This window comes from Spirosoma profusum (assembly GCF_014699005.1).
GTDB lineage: Bacteria > Bacteroidota > Bacteroidia > Cytophagales > Spirosomataceae > Spirosoma > Spirosoma profusum.
The window spans coordinates 47,476-67,153 of sequence record NZ_JACWZY010000034.1; the positions used below are offsets into that span (position 1 = coordinate 47,476).

Annotated in this window: 11 protein-coding genes; all 11 read right to left on the reverse strand. The window is 47.5% G+C overall.

Translation table 11 applies throughout. The annotated features are described in order from the left end of the window. Window positions 1–41: 41 nt before the first annotated feature. Entirely contained in the window at window positions 42–1,931 is a 1,890-nt protein-coding gene (locus IC229_RS28605) for an alpha/beta hydrolase-fold protein (RefSeq protein ID WP_223834244.1), read from the reverse strand. A 75-nt stretch (window positions 1,932–2,006) separates the two neighbouring features. Further along, a complete protein-coding gene (locus IC229_RS28610) occupies window positions 2,007–3,128 on the reverse strand; it encodes an alpha/beta hydrolase-fold protein (protein ID WP_190891359.1) in 1,122 nt (373 codons plus the stop codon). A gap of 149 nt (window positions 3,129–3,277) precedes the next feature. Continuing rightward, on the reverse strand, window positions 3,278–4,357 hold the full coding sequence (locus IC229_RS28615; RefSeq protein ID WP_190891360.1) for an alpha/beta hydrolase: 1,080 nt from the start codon (window positions 4,355–4,357) through the stop codon (window positions 3,278–3,280). A 14-nt stretch (window positions 4,358–4,371) separates the two neighbouring features. Beyond that, the gene (locus IC229_RS28620; RefSeq protein ID WP_190891362.1) at window positions 4,372–5,532 is read right to left on the reverse strand and encodes an esterase; all 1,161 of its coding nucleotides are present in this window, start codon (window positions 5,530–5,532) and stop codon (window positions 4,372–4,374) included. 49 nt (window positions 5,533–5,581) lie between these two features. Further along, on the reverse strand, window positions 5,582–6,436 hold the full coding sequence (locus IC229_RS28625) for a sialate O-acetylesterase (RefSeq protein WP_190891364.1): 855 nt from the start codon (window positions 6,434–6,436) through the stop codon (window positions 5,582–5,584). Between the two features lie 30 nt (window positions 6,437–6,466). Then, window positions 6,467–8,050, reverse strand: a complete 1,584-nt coding sequence (locus IC229_RS28630; RefSeq protein WP_190891365.1) for a glycoside hydrolase family 43 protein — start codon at window positions 8,048–8,050, stop codon at window positions 6,467–6,469. Between the two features lie 32 nt (window positions 8,051–8,082). Then, the gene (locus IC229_RS28635; protein ID WP_190891367.1) at window positions 8,083–8,616 is read right to left on the reverse strand and encodes a VOC family protein; all 534 of its coding nucleotides are present in this window, start codon (window positions 8,614–8,616) and stop codon (window positions 8,083–8,085) included. A gap of 18 nt (window positions 8,617–8,634) precedes the next feature. After that, complete coding sequence (locus IC229_RS28640; RefSeq protein WP_190891392.1) at window positions 8,635–10,854, reverse strand: glycoside hydrolase family 127 protein; 2,220 nt, start codon at window positions 10,852–10,854, stop codon at window positions 8,635–8,637. 112 nt (window positions 10,855–10,966) lie between these two features. After that, a complete protein-coding gene (locus IC229_RS28645) occupies window positions 10,967–12,646 on the reverse strand; it encodes a glycoside hydrolase family 43 protein (protein WP_223834243.1) in 1,680 nt (559 codons plus the stop codon). A gap of 146 nt (window positions 12,647–12,792) precedes the next feature. Next, a complete protein-coding gene (locus IC229_RS28650) occupies window positions 12,793–15,252 on the reverse strand; it encodes a glycoside hydrolase family 95 protein (protein WP_190891369.1) in 2,460 nt (819 codons plus the stop codon). Between the two features lie 66 nt (window positions 15,253–15,318). After that, a complete protein-coding gene (locus IC229_RS28655; protein ID WP_190891371.1) occupies window positions 15,319–19,389 on the reverse strand; it encodes a hybrid sensor histidine kinase/response regulator in 4,071 nt (1,356 codons plus the stop codon). Window positions 19,390–19,678 lie beyond the last annotated feature (289 nt).

Sequence of the window (19,678 nt, forward strand, 5' to 3'; positions counted from 1 at the left end):
TTGATTCAGATACTAGTAAGAAATAAATTCTGTGGGTCAGTTTACTTAAACAACAACGGTGCAAACATGAACAGGTCATGCCGCCAGACTGGCCAGGTGTGCCCGCCCGCATACTCGCTGTAGGTATATTTGACGCCCAGCTCGTCAAATTTTTTCATCATGACCTGGCAGTTCTGATAAGCGATATCTTCTTTCCCACCCATTGAAATCCAGAGGTTTTTCAGGTTACTGTTGATAGTACTGGCATTGTCTTTCATGAAGGTATATTGCGGGTCCGACAGCTTGGGATTGTTGGCAAACCAACCCGAACTAAACACGCCCAGCGACGAGAACAGATTGGTATTCTTAATGCCCGCGTAAAGCGTCTGCAAACCACCCATCGATAAACCAGCAAGAGCCCGGTTTTTGGCATCGTTAGCAACCCGAAAATTGCTTTCCACGAACGGAATGGCCCCCAGCTTCAATTCATTCTCAAAGGAACGTAGCACATTCTCGTTGAAGCCAGCCAGTCCACCTGCGTTGTTGACATTCCCGTCGAGCATGGCAATCACCATGGGTTTGGCCTTTCCCTCAGCAATCAGGTTGTCCAGTATCAGGTCCGTTTTTCCCTGTGTGGCCCAACCACGCTGGTCTTCTCCCCCACCATGCAACAGATACAGCACCGGATATTTGTCGCTCGACTGATCATATCCCGGTGGGGTATATACGTACATCTCGCGCCAGGAATTCGTGGCTTTTGAGAGGTAGCGTTTGATACGTATATCGCCGTGCGGAACGTCTTTCATGGCGTAGAAACTACCTTCTTTGTCAGGAATTTCGATGCCACTAGCCATGCGGCTCATACCATAAAAAGATTCGCTTGCCGGATCTGCTACGGGTAAGCCATCTACCAGGAGCGAATAATAATGAAAGCCTCGGCTAATAGAATCGGTCGTTACGTTCCAGAATCCAGCCGTATCTTTCACCATATCGTATTTTTTACCTAAGTCAATCTGTACTTTTTGGGCACCTGGTGCTTTTACCCGAAACATGACGCGGTTGTCCGGTAAAATCTGCGGGTATTTAGCGGAGCGGATATTGGTAGACGCAGGCGATCCTAAAACCGTATATTTTGTTAACGTCGACGTATCGACCGGCTTGAACAGAAACTGGGAAAACATGTACAAGCCGTTTTTCCAAACCTTAAAATCGTGCACGCCGGGTTCGACGTAGTAAATGTGCGGTACGTCCTTCTGATAGAGGTAGTCGTGGGTACGTTTGCTGAACGTAATCAGTCCATCATTATCTCCGCATGAAATCCAGAGCAGCTTCAGTTTCTTTTTGGCATCTTCCGGATTCGGCACCAAATCTTGAGGAGGTTTCGTATTCGGTGCCGACGAAAATCCACCAACCCAGGCAAACTTATCGAGATTGCCCAGACCGAAATTCAATGATTGGCCACCCCCCATCGACAAACCGGCAATGGCCCGGTGTTCGCGATCAGTGAGGATCGAATATTTTTTCTCGATGAACGGAATTAAGTCCGTCAGCAAATCTTTCTCGAACGTAGCAAAGGCTTCGACTTTGTCTTTGTCAAAGACATTTCCAACAGCCCGGTCGTCTTTCATAGCTCGGCCGTTGGGCATGATTACGATCATGGGTTCGAGTTTTTTCTCGGCGTACAGATTGTCCAGAATAACCTGCGGAGTGCCACCCCGAAGCCATTCTTTTTCATCGCCACCGATACCGTGCAGCAGATACAGAACGGGATACTTTTTCTTTTTGGAATAGCCAGGTGGCGTATATACCAACGCTTTACGGGTAGTACCTACGGTTTTAGATTCGTACTGAACCGAATCCAATTTGCCTGTAGCAATGCTCGTGCGTACCTGATCGAAGCCTTTGGGCGCTTCTTTCTCGATAGTTTGCGAATAAGCCGCTGACCCCATCATTAGGGCAATGGCTAAATAAGCCTCTTTCAGAAATAATGTATGTTTCATGGTTAAGGTGATTTTTTAGGTCACTTTTTACTTATTGAACAGCAAGGGAGCAAGTTCATGCAGGCTGCGACGCCAGGTCAGAAACTCGTGGGCTGTTTTGTCGGAGACGTACGATACGGCATTGTAACCGGCGGCTTTCAGGTCTGTAGCTGCTTTGGTCACGCCATCGGGTCGTTCTTTGCTGCCGCAGCTAATGAAAACAAGCTTTGGCTTTGTTTTGCCGTTGAGGTCTTCCGGTACGTAGACGCCACCACTCAGCAGGCCATAATACCCAAAAACGTCTGGCTTATTGAGGGTGATCATTTTGGTTTCCATGCCACCCATCGACAGGCCCGCCATCGCCCGATTGTCGCGGTTGGTCAGCGTACGGAAATTAGCATCCACATACGGAATCAGTTCGTCGACCAGTACCGTCTGAAACGGATCGATTTTAAACTCTCTTATCTTACCAAATTTCACTTCGTTGGTCATGCCGTAGGTCATCACAATGATAAAGGGCTTGATTTTACCTTCGGCGATCATATTATCCATAATCAGGTTCGCGTGGCCCTGGTTGCTCCACGCCGTTTCGTCCTCACCCCAGCCGTGTTGCAGGTACAGCACCGGGTATTTTTTGGATTTGTCTTTGTCGTAGCTCGGTGGGGTATACACAAAAGCCCGGCGTGCCATATTGGTGCTTTTGGAAGGGAACAGAACCTGTTGCACATTCCCATGAGGTACCTCTTTTAAGGCATAGAAGTCCTGATCGTGAGCAGGAATCTCAATGCCACTCTCCCACCGAACGGAACCATAATAATTCAACGCGCCGGGGTCGTTGAACTTCCCGCCGTCAATTGTTACGTTGTAGTAGTGGAATCCTTCATCCAGTGGTCCTGCCGTCGTACCGGTCCAGAAACCGTCTTCCCCTTTAGTGAGTATGGTGCCTCCTTTACCGCCTAACCCGAGGCTTACCCGGACACTATCGGCCTTGGGAGCCTTGATCTTAAATCGGGCGTAGCCTTGGGAGTTTACCTGCGGGTATTCCTGCCCCGGCTGATTCAACGAAGATGGTTTGAAATCCTCAGCGATGGCCGATTGACTTCCCTGCGCCAGGCAGGTTAAGCTTGTAAATGTGGCTGCGAATAATACAGCTAATGGTTTAGAGATCATTGGTTTATTGGGTTTGAGTGAGAACTAACGGTTATTATAGTTTTTGTCATCCTGAGGAACGAAGGATCTTAAAACTTCCTGACTTATTCACTAGGATACCATAAGATCCTTCGTTCCTCAGGATGACAAATACAACTTTGAATTTCACATTATTTAAATAGTTCCTGCAAGGTGGTAGCCAGGTATTGCTTGCAATTCATCCAAGTATGACCGCCGGGAACGATATAGCTTTTCGTTTTAATTTTCTTCTCTTCGAACATCGCAATGTTCTTTTTCACGGGTTCATACAGAAAATCGTCGATACCCACGCTGATCGTGAATAATTTCAATTGGCTGTTGATTTTAGCCGCATCCGGCGACCAGTTGGTGAAGTTTTTCTGAAACTCTTCGGTAGCCGTATAGGGCGCGTACGAACAGATGTAGGCAAATTTGTCAGTATTCGTCAATCCGATGTTCAGTGTCTGACCACCACCCACCGAAAAACCGGCCACTGCCCGGCTTTTGCTGTCTTTGTTGACTGGGTAGTTTGCTTCCACAAACGGAACAATGTCAGCTACCATGTCTTTGGTAAAATCGGGCATCGGAGCCGGCCGAACGTTACCATAGGGCATCACAATGAGCATAGGCTTGGCTTTCCCCTGCGCAATCAGGTTGTCGGCAATCAGATTGGCACGGCCTACTGTGGTCCAGGTTTCTTCGGTGTCGGAGCCGCCATGAATCAGGTACAGTACTGGGTATTTGGTTTTACCGTTTGGGTTAAAACCGGGTGGTGTATAAATTAATAACTGACGTGTGGTTCCCAACGTACCGGATTTGTAATAGCGATAACTGACTTTGCCATGCGGTACGTTCTGGAGCGAATGAATCAGCGGCTGATCGCCCGGTACGTCCACGATGCTACGTTTGAAGCGTTCGTTGGCAAAGATGTAGGTATTGCTTGGGTCAGCCAGTTGGACACTATCAACCGTAAAGCTATACGGGTAAATATCAGGCTTGACCGGCGGTACTGTAACGCTCCAAACACCGGACGTATCTTTCGTCAAGGCGACCGGTGACTTCAGAAATTCCCCGTTCAGAGTCACTTTCTGGGCTTTGCGCGAAAAGTACTTGAACGTAATGCTTTGGTCGGGATGTACCTCAGGCGAACTAATAGCCGGTGGCCGTTGCTGAGCGATGGCCGTGACGCCCGATAAAAGAATGGCATGCAGGATGTATAAAATACGTTTCATGATAAGGGCTTGGTTTATTGGAACAGAAGTGGCGTAGTGGCGGCAACGTACGTTTTTACATTCATCCAGGTGTGGCCCCCATCGGTGATCAGGCTTTTATAGTTCACCTGCTTCGCCTTGAGGTAATCCATGAATTCGACGGTGCCTTTGTAGAGAAAATCGTCGCTACCCACGCTCACCCACAGCAATTTAAGCTGCTTATTGGTACTGGCAGGATTGGCTACGATGGGTTTGTAGCTTCGTTCCATCTCCTCCGGCGACAGATATGAACTGTAGGCACAAACCCACGCAAACTTGTCCATGTTGCCGAAGGCTGTACGCAGCGTTTGGCCACCCCCGCGCGAAAATCCGCCGATAGCCCGATTCTCCCGATTGGCTACAGTCCGGTAGTTTTTCTCGATATAAGGAATTACGTTACCGGTCAAATCGGCACCAAAATCATTGGCCCGTTTTACCGCTTCGGGATTGTCGCGTCCCGTTGGATCGGCAGGTTTGGAACCTCCTTTCTGTTCGGCTACGCGGGCCGCTACGTTGCCGTAGGGCATAACAATAATCATTGCTTTGGCTTTTCCTTCGGCAATTAGATTGTCCAGAATCAGATTCGTTTTGCCAACTTTAAAGAAGGTTTCTTCGGTATCGGTCGTGCCACTGATGAGGTAGTAAACGGGGTATTTTTTCGACGGCGACTGATCGTAACCCGGTGGTGTATAAACGACCAGCGAACCCGTTGTGCCCTCCGCCGACGGGTAATATTCGTATGTAATATTGCCGTGTGGTACGTCCCGCATGGCGTGAATCAGGGGCGTATCGCCGGGGACATCAACCAGACTGGCTTTAAATCGCTCGTTCGGGAAAAACGCTACGTTGGCCGGGTCCATGACCGTTACGCCATCGACCTGAAAACTGTATGGGTAGATGTCGGGTTTGATGGGGCTGGTCGTTACGCTCCAGATACCCTGGGCGTCTTTGGCCATAGGCACCGGGGTTTTTTCAAACTGCGCACTCAGTTTGACGTCTTTGGCCTGTGGAGCTAAATACCGGAACGTAACGGATTTATCGGCGTTTACCTGGGGTGATACCACCAGCGGCCCTCTTGGGGGCTGGGCTAAAACCAGACCATAAAGGCAAAGGAAAGTCCACAGGAGACAGAAACGAAGGTTAAAGGATTGACACATCTTCTTGTTGGTTTAGGATTTTTGAGGACAATTGTACAGAACATGGTATTTATTCTGCTTTCACTGAGTAGCCCAGCAACGATAACATCTGGGTAGCATAGCGCTTTCCCAATTCCCGATAGCCAGCGGCATTAAAGTGCAGGTTATCAGCTGAGTCAGTACAGCCAGCCGATGAGATTACGTGGGCGTTTTTGATCGTTTGGGGAAGCGTGGCAATAATTCGGTTCATGCTGGCACAAATACCACCCTGATCGGCATTCACTGTTTCGCCCGCCAGCAGCGGTACTTTTCTGGGTTTCAGCTTCAGGTCGTGCATCAGGTTATCATACACGACTTTCACCTTTTTCGTCCACAGCGTATCATTAGTGTTCGACTCGCCCTGATGGAGCAGAATGCCTTTGATTACACCATCTTTCTGAGCTAATTTCGCCACCTCGACTAGTCGGCCGTATGGATTGCCACCGTATTCACTAATGAAATTTTTCATCCAGCCCGGCACCGTCGTGACGTACGACTCGTATTGATCTTTGTCGAACAGTTCTATTTTGCAACCACCTACGGCTACGTTGATTACGCCTACGCGAGCTTTTTCGGGAAGATTCGCCAGGAGTTCCCGGCCAAAATAATCGGTGGGCGTAAGCCCGGTCCGGCAGCGGCAGAGGGGCGGAACGGCGGTGTACCAATTCCCTTTTGTTCGATTGAGCGTTGGACAATCTACGGCCTCCATCACCTGAAAGCGGCTGTCTACATTAACCGTATCCTGCGGTTCGATTTTGGCGTTCCCCTCCATATTGGATTGCCCGAAACAGAGAAAAATGTAAAAGTTCTTATCCTGAGCGAATCCGTTCAGGCTCAAAAACAGTAAGCCAAGGAGAAGTGCAGCGGTTGAAAAAGGTTTTTTCATCAGAAGCAGGGTAAAGGATTAGGCTGAGCGTTAGTTTGTTACTGAATGCGATATTGTATTCGTGATTCGGAAATAATCGAAGTCGGCATAGCCGCCCGTTTGCTGGGTTGCGTAATTGAACAGGCCGAACCGATAGCCCATAAAGTGCGGAATGGTATAGGGCATTTTCAGCGACTCTCCGATACGTTTCCAGGTTTTACCATCCAAGCTATATAAGAAATTCGCCGTGTCTTTGCGGTCTTTAAAGTCGCACTCAGCTTTCAGATAAACCGTCTTTTGGGTTAGTGAAACCCGCTGCACCTCAACGGGTTTGCCCGAGCTTGCACTGACCATAATGATTGACTTGCTGCCTGCTTCGGCTTTCACGCCGACTAATCCATAATTCTTCTGCAACAGACACAATCCGGCAAAATCGCCTTCTTTCAGATTCGATACGTCCAGCGCAGTAGACCCCGACGATTCCGGGCCAATGGTACGTTGAGTAAGCGTGTTTCGGGCCAAGACAAACGACGTATCAATACGTCCGGTTTTTAGTCGTAAATAGCCTTTCCGCTCATTGACAGACCACAGTTTGTTGTCGGAATTATGATTCCATTGCCATACCAGTGGCAGAGCGGGTTCGCCTTTTTTACGGGTAAATTCGTCAGAAGCAACAATTCCCGGAATCAAGCTTTTGTTAGTCGGGAGGTCGAGCGTTTCCGGGACTTTACCACTGACACCTAACACCGGCCAGCCATCTTCCCACTTTACCGGCACCAGATACGGAATGCGTCCAACTCCACCAAAATCACGGAACAGATAGGCGTACCATTTCTCGTCGGGCGTATCGATCAGACCGCCCTGTGCAACACCCAAATCCTGCAAGGCAACCCGTCCTTCCCAAGGGCCAGTTAATTTATCGGCGCGGTGAATAACCACGGTTCGCATTCCCCCTTTGGGCCAGGTAATGTTGAACAGGTAATACTTGCCGTTGACTTTAAACAATTGCGAACCTTCGGCTGGTAAGCCCCCGCCCGTGCCGGATGGCGTACTGGCGTTTTCAATCAGCACTTGCTCCGTAGTGCCGGGCTTTATACCGGAAGCATCAGCGGTGAGTTCGATCAGCCGGAGTTTACCCGCTCCGTAAATCATGTAGACCCGACCGTCGTCATCGAAAAACAGGCTGTGATCGTGGTAGGCAGGTGTAAAAGAGATTTCTTTCCAGGGGCCTTTCTCGATATTTTTGGTCGTATAGATATAGGTTTTGCCAGTAGTCTGTGCAAACGTGCTTACGTAATACGTACCGTTATGATATCGCAGGCTGCTGGCCCAGGAACCTCGTCCGTAGGTGCTTTTGCCATTGGTCAGATTCAGCGCATCGACATTGGCCAACGTATCATAGGCGTAGCCGATCATATTCCAATTAACCAGGTCTTTCGATTTCACGATTGGCAAGCCCGGACTCATGTGCATAGTGGTGCTGCTCATGTAATAGTTGGTTCCCACTCGAATCATGGCCATATCCGGCACATCGGCAAACAGGATGGGGTTATGAGCGGTTTGCGCTATCGTTGCTACGTACCTGAGCAGTAACCCTATTGCCAGCAGATGATATCGGAACGGCTTGTTTTTCATTGATTCAAGGAAAAGATGTCGATTATTCAGGGTCATTGAAGCGGCCCGATTAGCTCAATGAAATTGCCGTCGGGGTCCTGCACAAAAACAAAGTGCGATTTCTCATTCAATAGCGTTGGTGTGCTCCCCAGAAAAGGCACTTTTATTTTGGTCAATCGCTCAATGATTGGCTGTAAAGCTTTTACGTTAATGGTGATGTATTGCATACCCGTATCGTCCTGAATATATTTGGGTTTCGGGTGAGCGGCTTTTTTGCCAAAGCTCATCAGCTTCCAATCGGTAGCTTCGGAACTGTTTTCGAGCTTCAGAATCGTGACTCCCACCGCCACTCCATTCGTCAGTCCCGGGCGTTTGCCAAAATCTTCATTGATGGTGAAACTACCCGTTTTGACCATGCCAATGCCATTCACGTAAAAGTCCAGCGAACGTTCGAGATCAGCGACAACGACACCTACGCCAATGACTTTGCTGGTAAAATTGGATTGCGCAAGGGAACTTAGTACACACCCAAACACCAATAGTGTTATTTTGACACATTTGTAGATAATTATTCTCTTTTTATTCATGTGAAAAAGAATCGTTTGTTAATTCGTTAAAATTCTGATTTGATTAAAGCGAGGTGTGTTCGTTCCACTGGTAGCCATTATTTGTAGCTTAACTACCTCGTAGTTAGCAACTTTAAGCCGGATTGTTTTCCCATCGACAGAAAGAATCTCGGCTGGTTTACCATTAATTACAAAGCTTACCTGCTCCGCTTTGATATCATCTATAGCACTGATATTAAGAAATTTCCCCGATCGATTCCGGTTCTGTAACTCATACGAAATGAATGAACGGGTACGTCTCCAGAACTGCTCGTCATCATACCCCGATTCACTTTTTTCGCCTTTATAGCTGTGGTCGACTTCGGGCTGCTGTTCACCACAAGCCACCTTATCAACCGTTTTCGCTTCAATAGCTAGGGCTTCTGCTTCCTGTTGTTTTAGCCGGGCTTTCTGTTCTCTATAGGCCGCCGGTGTAAATGTTTGAAAATACATCTGATAGCGGGCATCGTGTATTTCATAAAACGGTTGCAATGTCAACGAATCCAGGCGGAATGTCAGCCCTTCGATAGGCTTGATTTTTGAACGATACGTATCTGCATTGCCAATCATCGCGTAGGCGTTGTCGAGGGGATAGAGTTTGCCTTTTGTTTCATGACCCATCCGGCTATCGTCGGCAAAAAGTCCGGTCAGATCATTGGTCGATGTTTTGGCGGCCAGGACAATGGGGCCGTGTACGAAAGCGGCCCAGTTAGAGCCGTCGGGCAGGTATTCTAACTGGGTGGACGCCGTAAAACGAACAGTTAATTTATCGCCTGTTTGCCATTTTCGGCTGAGGGTTGCGTAGGTTGAAGGTTCACCCGCTACGTTTTGTGATTTGCCATTGACCAGAATAGAAAAATTCCCGGCCCATTTCGGATGGCGAATATGTACCGAAAAAACCTGAGGCTTTTTTAACGTCAGGGTTAGTTCCGTTTCATTTTTGTAGGGGAAACGTGTGGTTTGGCTGAACTGAATCCCTTTTTCTTTCCAGTCTAGCGTGGAGGGGATAAATAGATTGACAAACAGATCTTTGTCTGAATGGCTATAAATCAGTTCGCCGTATTTGGTGTGATTTTCCAGTCCCGATCCCACGCAGCACCACATACTGGTTTCGGGCTGCGAATACACCCGGTAATGGTTGGGACGAATGGGAGTAAAATAAACGAAACCACCTTTTTTGGGGTGCTGTGTCGACAGGATATGATTGTAGAGCGTCCGTTCATAGAAGTCCAGGTAGCCTGGATCAGCCTTATCCAGAAACAACGCTTTACTCAGACGGAGCATGTTAAATGAATTACAGGTTTCAGGACCCTGATTCGACCTGAGCATCCGGCTGAAGTCGTTCGTAGGGTTAAAATGCTCACGCACGCTGTTGCCACCAAACGCTACACTACGTCTCTGCGAGACATTCTGCCAGAAATACTGAGCCGCATCCGACCAATCCGTATTACTCGTAAGCATGGCAATTTTCTCAAATCCAATTACTTTCGGAATCTGTGTATTGGCGTGAAGCCCCGTCAGCTTATCCTGTTTCTCCAACAGCGGATTCAACAGCGCTCGATGCGATAGTTTCTGCGCGGTTTCGAGGTATTTTTTGTTTTTGGTCAGGATGTATAAATCGGCAAAGGTTTCGTTGATACCACCATGTTCGGTACGTAGCACTTGCTGAATCTGGTCGTCGGAGAGAGGCTTGATGAGGTCTATAAACCAATCGCCCAGGCTAATCAGTACGTGTTTAGCCTGCTGATTTCCAGCGTATTCGTAGGCATCTCGTAAACCCGCAAAAAGCTTGTGGATGTTGTACAGCGGTACCCACGTATTGTTCAGTCCAAAACTGCTCCCGTCGATATCGCCTTTGTGAATACGTTCCCAGAAGAGTTTCCCCTGCGGAATGCCCCCTACGTAACCATTCCCATTTTTGAACTGACAACGAGCCAGTTCCGAAATCATGTAATCCAGGCGATTTTTGAGTTCAGCATTACCCGTAGAGGCATACATCATGGCCAATGCCGATAGATAATGCCCGCCAATGTGACCATCTAAACCCGAGCTTTCCCAATTGCCGTAACGTTCGGCTTTCAAGGGTAATCCTGCATCGATCAGGTACGGCGCCAGGAGCTTATCAGGATTTAGTGCCAGGATGTATTTCAGGTCAACATCCTGCGCGTTCTTAAATGCCCCGCCCGTTAGCTTCACATTCTGTAAAGCAAATGGGTGCATCTGCGCCAGCGCCGAGACGCTGAGCAGAACGAAACAAGTAATACGAAATACGTTCGTTTTCAAGGGTAACGCTACGTTTTGCAATCTACTGATAACCAATGCACTACGTGTACTATTTAAACATCGGGTCATCACCCGAGTATTTGAGGTACTGGAACGAAGCCGAATTTGTACTCTCTTCTCCCGACGACGTAGCGTACAGGCCATATACACAACCGATAAATCCACCCGACACTTTGGTGCTCAAGAATTTGCCGTCTACCTTGTCTTTTAAAAGGCTCCAGTTTTTTGCATCGGTTGATGTATAAAAACTATACGTATCGCCCTTCGATGCAATACGTAACCCTACTTTGCTCGCTTTGGCATCAAGCGGCACTTCGGCTAGCAATTCCATCTCGGTTGATCGCGGTTTGCTTTGGTAAAGTTGCAGTACGTCCTTATCCTGCGCTTTCGATTTACACAGGAAGTAGAAATGGCCTTCGTCCTGTAAAATGACCAAACCTGCTTTTTCTTTTTCCGACTTTGGCGTAAACGTCAACTCTATTTCGGCCGTACTGTTGAGGTGCTGCTGGCGTTTTCCGATGAAGGCCGGATTGCCCATTTCCATGATCGTTTCAGGTTTCAGTTTCAGGGTCAGCCCATCCTTCTTCGACAGTGTATATGAATTTTTATCATGGGTGCGCAAGAACAAAAGCCCCGGATCAAGCTCTTTGTCGAAGGTCATCGTGTAAGCAAAATTGCCCGACTGAGGCAGCGACCCCTTTTGCTTAACTTCATTATAATTAACAGGGTAACTATACGCAATCGGCTTTTCGCCATGCTCAATCATGGGCCAGTCGTCTTTCCAAGTCAAGGGGGCAATGAAGGTTTCACGGCCTGTATTGTAATAATCGCCTTCGTAGGGTCTGACGGCCAGAAAAATCGAATACCATTTGCCATCCGGACCTTCCACAAATTGCGCGTGCCCCGCCGACGTAATAGCGTCTTTCCGATCGGCGGGCAACTCACGCTGCGTCAGGATCGGATTTCCTTCAAATGGTACGTAAGGGCCCCAGACATCTTTACTACGTAATACGACTTCAGAGTGATTGACCGACGTACCGCCCTCGGCCGCGTAGAGGTAGTACCAGCCGTTCCGTTTTAGAATGTGCGGCCCCTCAATCCAGACGGGCTTTTTCGACAGATCTACCCCACCGTTGACGAGTTGCTTTTCTTCCCCTACGACTTTCAGGTTCACCGGGTCAAATTCATACATACGGATCGTCCGATGGCCAGAATACAGGGGCTTTCGGTCAGGTGCCTCGCTGTTGTAGATGATGTACGCTTTGTCGGTACTTTCATCAAAATAGATGGATGGATCAATGCCTTTAACCTGCGGAATTTTAACGGGGTTACTCCAGGGGCCAGCGGGATTTTTGGCCGTTACGACAAAGTTGCCGTCGTGATCGATGTCGGTGCAGGTAACGTAGAATGTGCCTTTAGAATAGCTGATGCCCGGTGCAAATAGCCCACGCGTCAGACGTTCGCCCATGAAATCCATTTGTTCGGGCCGGTCGATGACGTTACCGATTTGCTTCCAGTTTTTAAGGTCTTTGCAGTGCATGATCGGAAGACCGGGGAAGTAGGAGAAGGTCGAATTGACCAGGTAGTAATCTGGCCCAACCTTTACAATGCTGGGGTCAGGATAGAAACCGGTTAAGATTGGGTTGACCAACGTTGTTTGAGCTGAACCCAGATGGTTCAACATCAAACCAAATACTGCGAAAAGAGCCGAAAAAAGGCGATATCTCATAAGGGTTTATATTAACTACTTTTGCTTATTCTACTCCTTGTCATTCTTTTTTGTCATCCTGACGAAGGAAGGATCTTAATGTATCATGACACTCAGGTAAGGGTACGTTAAGATCCTTCCTTCGTCAGGATGACAAAAAAGATTCCCTATTCTATCACTAGCGTGTATACTTTCCCACGTTGCGTCGGCAAATCATACATCCGCGTTTCTTTCAGCGTTGGTACCGCTACGTTAGCCTGGGCAGATTTGATAGCTGCGGGCGTTTCTTCAACTACATAGAACGGATTCGGATTCTGCCCTGATGCTGGTTTCAACGTCCCACCGTTGACTTTCAGGGCATTCGGTACCCGTACCCGAAGGTTACCGCCCAGATTCGACTTAACGGACACTTTCGATACCTTTCCATCTTTCCATTCCATACTCACGACCTCAAAACCACCACGCGCCCGTAGGCCGCTGATGCTACCCGTTGGCCAGACATCGGGCAGGGCTGGCAGCAACTGAAGACTACCGTCACTGCTTTGCATTAGCATTTCGGTGATGCCCGAGGTGCAACCGAAATTGCCATCGATTTGAAATGGCGGGTGCGCATCGAAAAGGTTGTTGTACGTACCACCCCCGTCCTTGACGACGCCCAGCGGGGTCAATTGATTCTGGATCAGCGTGTAGGCGTGGTTACCATCCTGGAGTTTGGCCCACCAGTTCACTTTCCAGCCCATACTCCAGCCGGTCGATACGTCGCCCCTATGTGTTAGTGTCGTTTTGGCGGCACTGAACAAGTCTGGCGTACGGTAGGCCGAGATTTGATTGGACGGAAAGAGACCGTACAGATGCGATACGTGCCGGTGCTTGTCTTCGGGATCGTCGACATCGTCGAGCCATTCCTGTAACTGACCATATTGGCCGATGTGCATGGGCGGCAGTTTGCTCCGCTTTTGTTTCAGCATCGCCACAAAATCTGTATCTTTTTTTAGAAGCTCAGCCGCACGGATTGCCGTACTGAATACGTCGAACACAATCTGATTATCCATCGTCGTACCTGCATCGAGCGATGAACCGCCGTGCGCTTTCGGTGCGTTTTCGGGCGAGGTACCGGGGTTCACTACTAACCAGTGATATTTCGGATGTTCGATTAGAAAATCAGCGTAAAACTGGGCTGCCCCTTTCAAAACTGGGTAAATCGAAGCCAGATATGTCTGATCGCCGTTGTAGAGATAATGTTCCCACAGATGCTGACTGGTCCATCCGCCACCGGCTGTCCACATACCCCAGAAAGCCCCATCCACAGGACCATTGATGCGCCAGATGTCTGTATTGTGATGCGCCATCCAGCCACCAGCGCCGTACATGACCTTAGCGGTTTCCTTTCCAGTTTCTGACAAGTCCCGGACCATCTGTAAAAACGGTTCATGAAGTTCGGCGAGGTTGGTCTTCTCAGCTGGCCAATAATTCATCTGGGCGTTAATGTTGATCGTGTATTTACTGTCCCAGGGTGGGCGCATTTTATTGTTCCAAATCCCCTGCAAATTGGCGGGTTGACTTCCGGGCTGCGAAGATGAAATCAGCAGATACCGCCCGTACTGATAATACAACGTAACGAGTTGCGGGTCGTTGACCGAACGGAAATTGCTCAGACGTTCGTCGGTGGGCAACTTGGCTGCCTCCGTAATGCCCAAGTCGAGTTTAACCCGGTTGAAAAACTTCTGATACGTAGCAACGTGCGGAGTCAGGATGGCCGCGAAGGATTTAGGATACGCTTTGTTCAGGTAGGCAGCAGCCCGCGTGTTTTCGTCTCCGTTAAGGTCTTTGTAGTTGTTGAAATTGGTGGCGATCGCTACGTAAATAGTAGCCGCAGTAGCACCTTTTACCGTAAGCGACGTATCGTTGGCAGCCAACGTACCGCCCGATGTTTTGATCCGGGCAATAGTTTTGAATTTCACTATGCCTTTTACGCCTTCGTGGTCCGACGTAGTGCCGGAAAGCGTGAGTTCCCTGGCTGGCGTGGTTTTACTTTCGAATACCTTATGCTGGGTGGAAAACGAAGCGGAAAACGACAGCTTGCCCGGCTTGCTGGCAGTTACTTGCATCACAATGACATTGTCGGGAAACGAGGCTAGTACTTCTCGTATATATGTTACGTCCCCAACCGTGTAGGACGTTTTGGCAACGGCCCGTTCAATATCCAGCTCCCGGTAATAATTGGTAACGTTTTCAGGTCCGTCGAAGGTAAGGAGCAGATTGCCCACGGGCTGAAACATCTGCCCATGCGATTTTTTAGTAATAATTGATTTGTTGGCAAGCTGCTCAGCCTCTTTCTGTTTGCCCTCAAAAATCAACTTTCGGATTTCGGGCAAAGCGGCCAGCGCATCGGGGTTGTCGTTCCGGTTTGGGCTACCACTCCAGACCGTATGTTCATTGAGTTGAATGGTTTCCTTTGATACGTTTCCATACACCATCGCCCCCAGCCGACCATTCCCAACAGGCAGGGCACTTTCCCAAGTTTGACCAGAAGGTTTATTATACCAAAGTTTTAACGCAGACTTGTTTTGCGCAAAGCAAACCGTTGTTGAGAAGGTTAAGGAAAATAGGAAAAGTAGAAGTCGCATTAGCTTGGGAGAATCGTAAAGCCCTAAATGAGGTAAGTATAAACTATCAATTCACAAGGTTAGGTATTATGTGATAATGGTTAAGCCTTCGCTTCTCTCTTTTACTACATAATGCGCTGAGTATCCAGTTGGCGATACGCCATATAACTCCTTGAATGCCACCGAAAAATTGTTTACGTTCGGATATCCTACGGCAAACGAAACTTCTGAAACGCTCAGTCCTTTAATGGTCAGCAAATCAGCAGCCTGTTTCATTCGAATCGTACGTATTAAATCCCGGGTTGTTACGTTGGTCAGTTCTTTCAGTTTACGATGTAGATGCACACGGCTGATCCCAATTTCACCCGCAATCATTTCGACGCTCAACTCGGGACTGGCCAGATTCTGATTGATGATCAGATGGACTTTTTCCAGCAACTTTTCCTCCGCAGCCTTAATACTGATCTTCGAAATAAACTCTTCCTGATAGTGGTGTTCATGTTCGTTATTCTTCAGGATCTGTCTGTTTTTAATCAGGCCATTGACCGTTTTCAGCAGAATGTCCATGTTGAACGGTTTGGTGATGTAGGCGTCCGCGCCCAGCTCAAGTCCCTGAACATTGCTCGACTCCTCGGTTTTGGCTGTTAAGAGCACAATCGGTATATGATTGACCAACGGATTAGCTCTCATTTTGCGGCAAAGCGCCATGCCATCCATCACGGGCATCATGACATCGCTGACGACCAGGTCTGGTTTTTCTTTCAATATTCCCTTATAAGCTTCTTCCCCATTGGCGTATGAGAATACATCATATTCACCGGATAACTCGTCAATCAGGTAGTTACATATCTCGCTATCATCGTCGGCAATTACCAGGCGTTTCGATTTCCTTTTCAGCCTTGCTGATCCCGATAGTTCTTCCACTTTTGGTTCAGGTAAGCGCTGGATGCCTGTCTCCAATGGTATCATGGATGGAACTTCAGCAGCAACAATCTCTTCGACGGGTAGGGTTATCGAAAAACAGCAGCCAATGGGGTCTATATTTTCGACTTTAATAGTGCCGCCATGCAGTTGCACGAGCTGTTTTACTAAGTGAAGACCAATGCCTGTACCAGCTTGATTGTAATCGCGGTGGTCGGCTGATTGGTAGAAGCAGTCAAAAATCCGTTCTGTCTCGGCCTCATTAATGCATTGACCTGAATCTTCAATCGCAATGACCAAATCCTGGTCATTGCGGTTTGGCTTTAGGGTTAAGGCTACCCGAATTGTTCCATCATTAGGGGTAAATTTGAAAGCATTCGACAGGATATTAATGAGCACCTTGTCAAAATTCAGTGGATCAATACGGGCAAAAACCTGATCCGTCGGGAAGTCCATGATAAAGTGAATCTGTTTGGCATGAATCTGCTCTTCGAATAGTTGACAGATCTCGCCCGTAAATTGAACCATATCAACCCGGTCCAGTTGCAAGGCCATCTGCCCTTTTTCAATCTTGCGGATATCCATTAACTGGTTCACCAAATCCAGTATACGTTTTGTGTTCCGACCCATAATGTCGTACAAGTGCCTCCGCTCCTTATCCTGATCATGGCTAATTAGTTTTTGCAGTGGGCTCACAACCAGTGTCAACGGGGTTCGTATCTCATGGGCGATGTTGATAAAAAACTGGAGTTTGGCTTCGTTGACCTCTTCTAATCGTTGGTGAGCCAGTCGCTCTTCATTAATCCGCCGTCGGTTACGGATCGTTCGATATATTAGCCCCGACAGGATCAGAATCAGTAAGCCGTATACAAACTTCGCCCAAACCGATAAATACCAGGCTGGGTGAATAAAGATCGTTACCTGACGCTCATCAGAAATAGCTTTATTCGCTTTGGCCTTTAACCGAAACACGTAGGTTCCGGGGGCCAAGTTATCGAAGGTCAACCGATTAGACCCCGGCCGCAGCGTCACCCAGCTATTGTTATTGATAGAATACAAGTAGGAAACTCGTTCGGCATCAATAAAATCCATTGTAGAAAACTCCAGCGTGAACGAGTTATCCTGATGGGACAAGTGAAATTCACTAGCACTATTGACGGTTGTATCAACGACTTGATAACCACCGGATTCTGTTCCCTTTTTTACTGGTTTATCGTGAATATAGAAGTCAACAATCTGAACAGCCAGGCGTTTGTTCGCGATACGTATTTCCTCGGGTTTAAAATGGGTAATTCCGTTTACTCCACCGAAATAAAGCTCCCCATTGTTGGCTTCTATGGATGCTCCCTGACTAAATTCATTACCCTGTAGTCCGTCGGCTGAATAAAAGTTGACGAATGTATTGGTTTCCAGATCCATCCTCGACAATCCCCGGTTGGTACTTAGCCATAGATGTCCGTCATTGTCACCCCGGATGGCAGAGATCAGACTGCTGGGTAAGCCATTATCTACGTCAAACGATGTAATCTCTTTGGTTGAACGGTTAAGCCTTTTCAACCCGTGGGATGTGCCCAACCACAAATTGCCTTTATTATCGTCAAACAGGGAATAGATGACAACGTTTTTCAGAAGCTGACTACTGCCAAAGGTGGAAACAAAACTTTCTGTATCCAGATCAAGGCAGGCAAGACCGTCGAACGTACCAATAAACAACTTGTTGTCTTTGGAGATATGCAGACAGTTGATCCAGTTATTTGGGAGAAGATTACTGGCAGGTCGGTACAGTTTACTGGGTGGCGCATCAAAGTTTTTGACGTTTCCAGAACGCAGGTCCAAATAAAACAAACCAGAACCCATCGTAGCCACCCAAAGCCTTTGCTGAGAATCCTCTTTGATACTAAAAACCCGCTGAACGTTATCGCCATTTTTACCTATAAGCTTATTAATTGGGCGACTTATGCCTGTTTTCCGGTCAAATTGAACCAGGCCACTTAAATAGGATCCAAGCCAAATAGTATTCCTTGAATCCTCGTAAATGGTCATAATATTGGCTGGCACAGGCCCGCCCTCGGTGTCGGGTTTATAGTGTCCATTGGCGTTAGAACCCGGTGAAAGCGAATATAAGCCGTCGTTGTCGGTGCCTACCCAGATTGTTTTTTGCGTATCCTCAAACAGAGCCATCACCGTGCTTGAGCCAATGGAATTACTGCTAACCGATTTGTAACCAATGTAACCGAACCGATTGGGGTTACCTGCCAACAGCAATAGTCCCTTCTGAAACGTACCAATCCATATATTCCCTGCCTTGTCTTCCAGAATGGAATGAACCTTGGATTTAGAGAAATCAAAGCTGGTCCCATTCGTGTTCAAATCCATGATTTTGTTGGTAGCCGGATCGAAATACTTCACACCTTCCCCACTAGTGCCGATCAGAATCTGATTGTTCCGATTGACGAGTAATTCATCAATGGAGAGATTAATGCGTCCATTGTAAGGAATGGCAACAAACGTCTGACTGGCAGGGTCATACCGATACAGACCACTGCTCATATTCCCAACAAACAGGCGTCCATATCGATCCTGACAAATACTCTTCACTACGTTATTTTGTATTCTTTTGGATCCAAAAAAGGACTTGACCGAACGCCCATCAAATCGATATAATCCTTTGTCCTCAGTAGATACCCATACGTTTCGATCCGTATCCTCAAAAACTTTGACAATCAACTCACTAGGGACATCCAGATGCATTTTTTTGCCAAGAAGTTGACCTTCTTTTTTTGTAAGTGTGAAGAGGCCACGTCCTGAGGTACCGACCAGAATATCCCCATTTTTTCGTTCATAGATGCTCACTACCCGTGTACTCACTATAGTCCCATCATCTAGCTTAAGGGGTATTTTATGGAAAGAATCAGTGGCTGGATCGTAATACTGCAAACCTTCGAGTGAACCTACATACATTCTACCCGCTTTATCCTCGAACAAAGTCTGAAGCAGGTTACTTAAGATGCCGGTATCGTTTTTTTTGTCGTGTCTGTAAATAGTGAATTTTATCCCATCGAACCGGTTTAAGCCATCCTCAGTGGCAATCCACAAAAAACCACTCCGATCTTGATGGATATCGCTAACCACACTGCCCGATAATCCGTTTTCGACTGTAAACAGTTTACCGGATTGGGCCAGCGCGGTAATTGGGTACCACAGCCAAAAAAGAAGTACTATGATTCTGGAATTCATGCAGTAAACTTTTACTCTCCTTCAGTTACATTAATATGAGCTTTTCGAAGGCTTATCAACTAAGTTAGCTTTATTAAAGTAACTTCTATTATTTACTAGTCTGTGTAACAAATAGCGGCCATGCGTAACTTTTTAGATAAGGCAAGTCGAATAATAACAATCAATGACAAATGTATATTGATATAGTCCAAACCTAGGCAGAGTCATGTTACACGATTCATTGACTATGTTACATTTTAATGGGCTGATCAGTTTTGGTTATGGATTTGGTAAATTGATAACAGATATT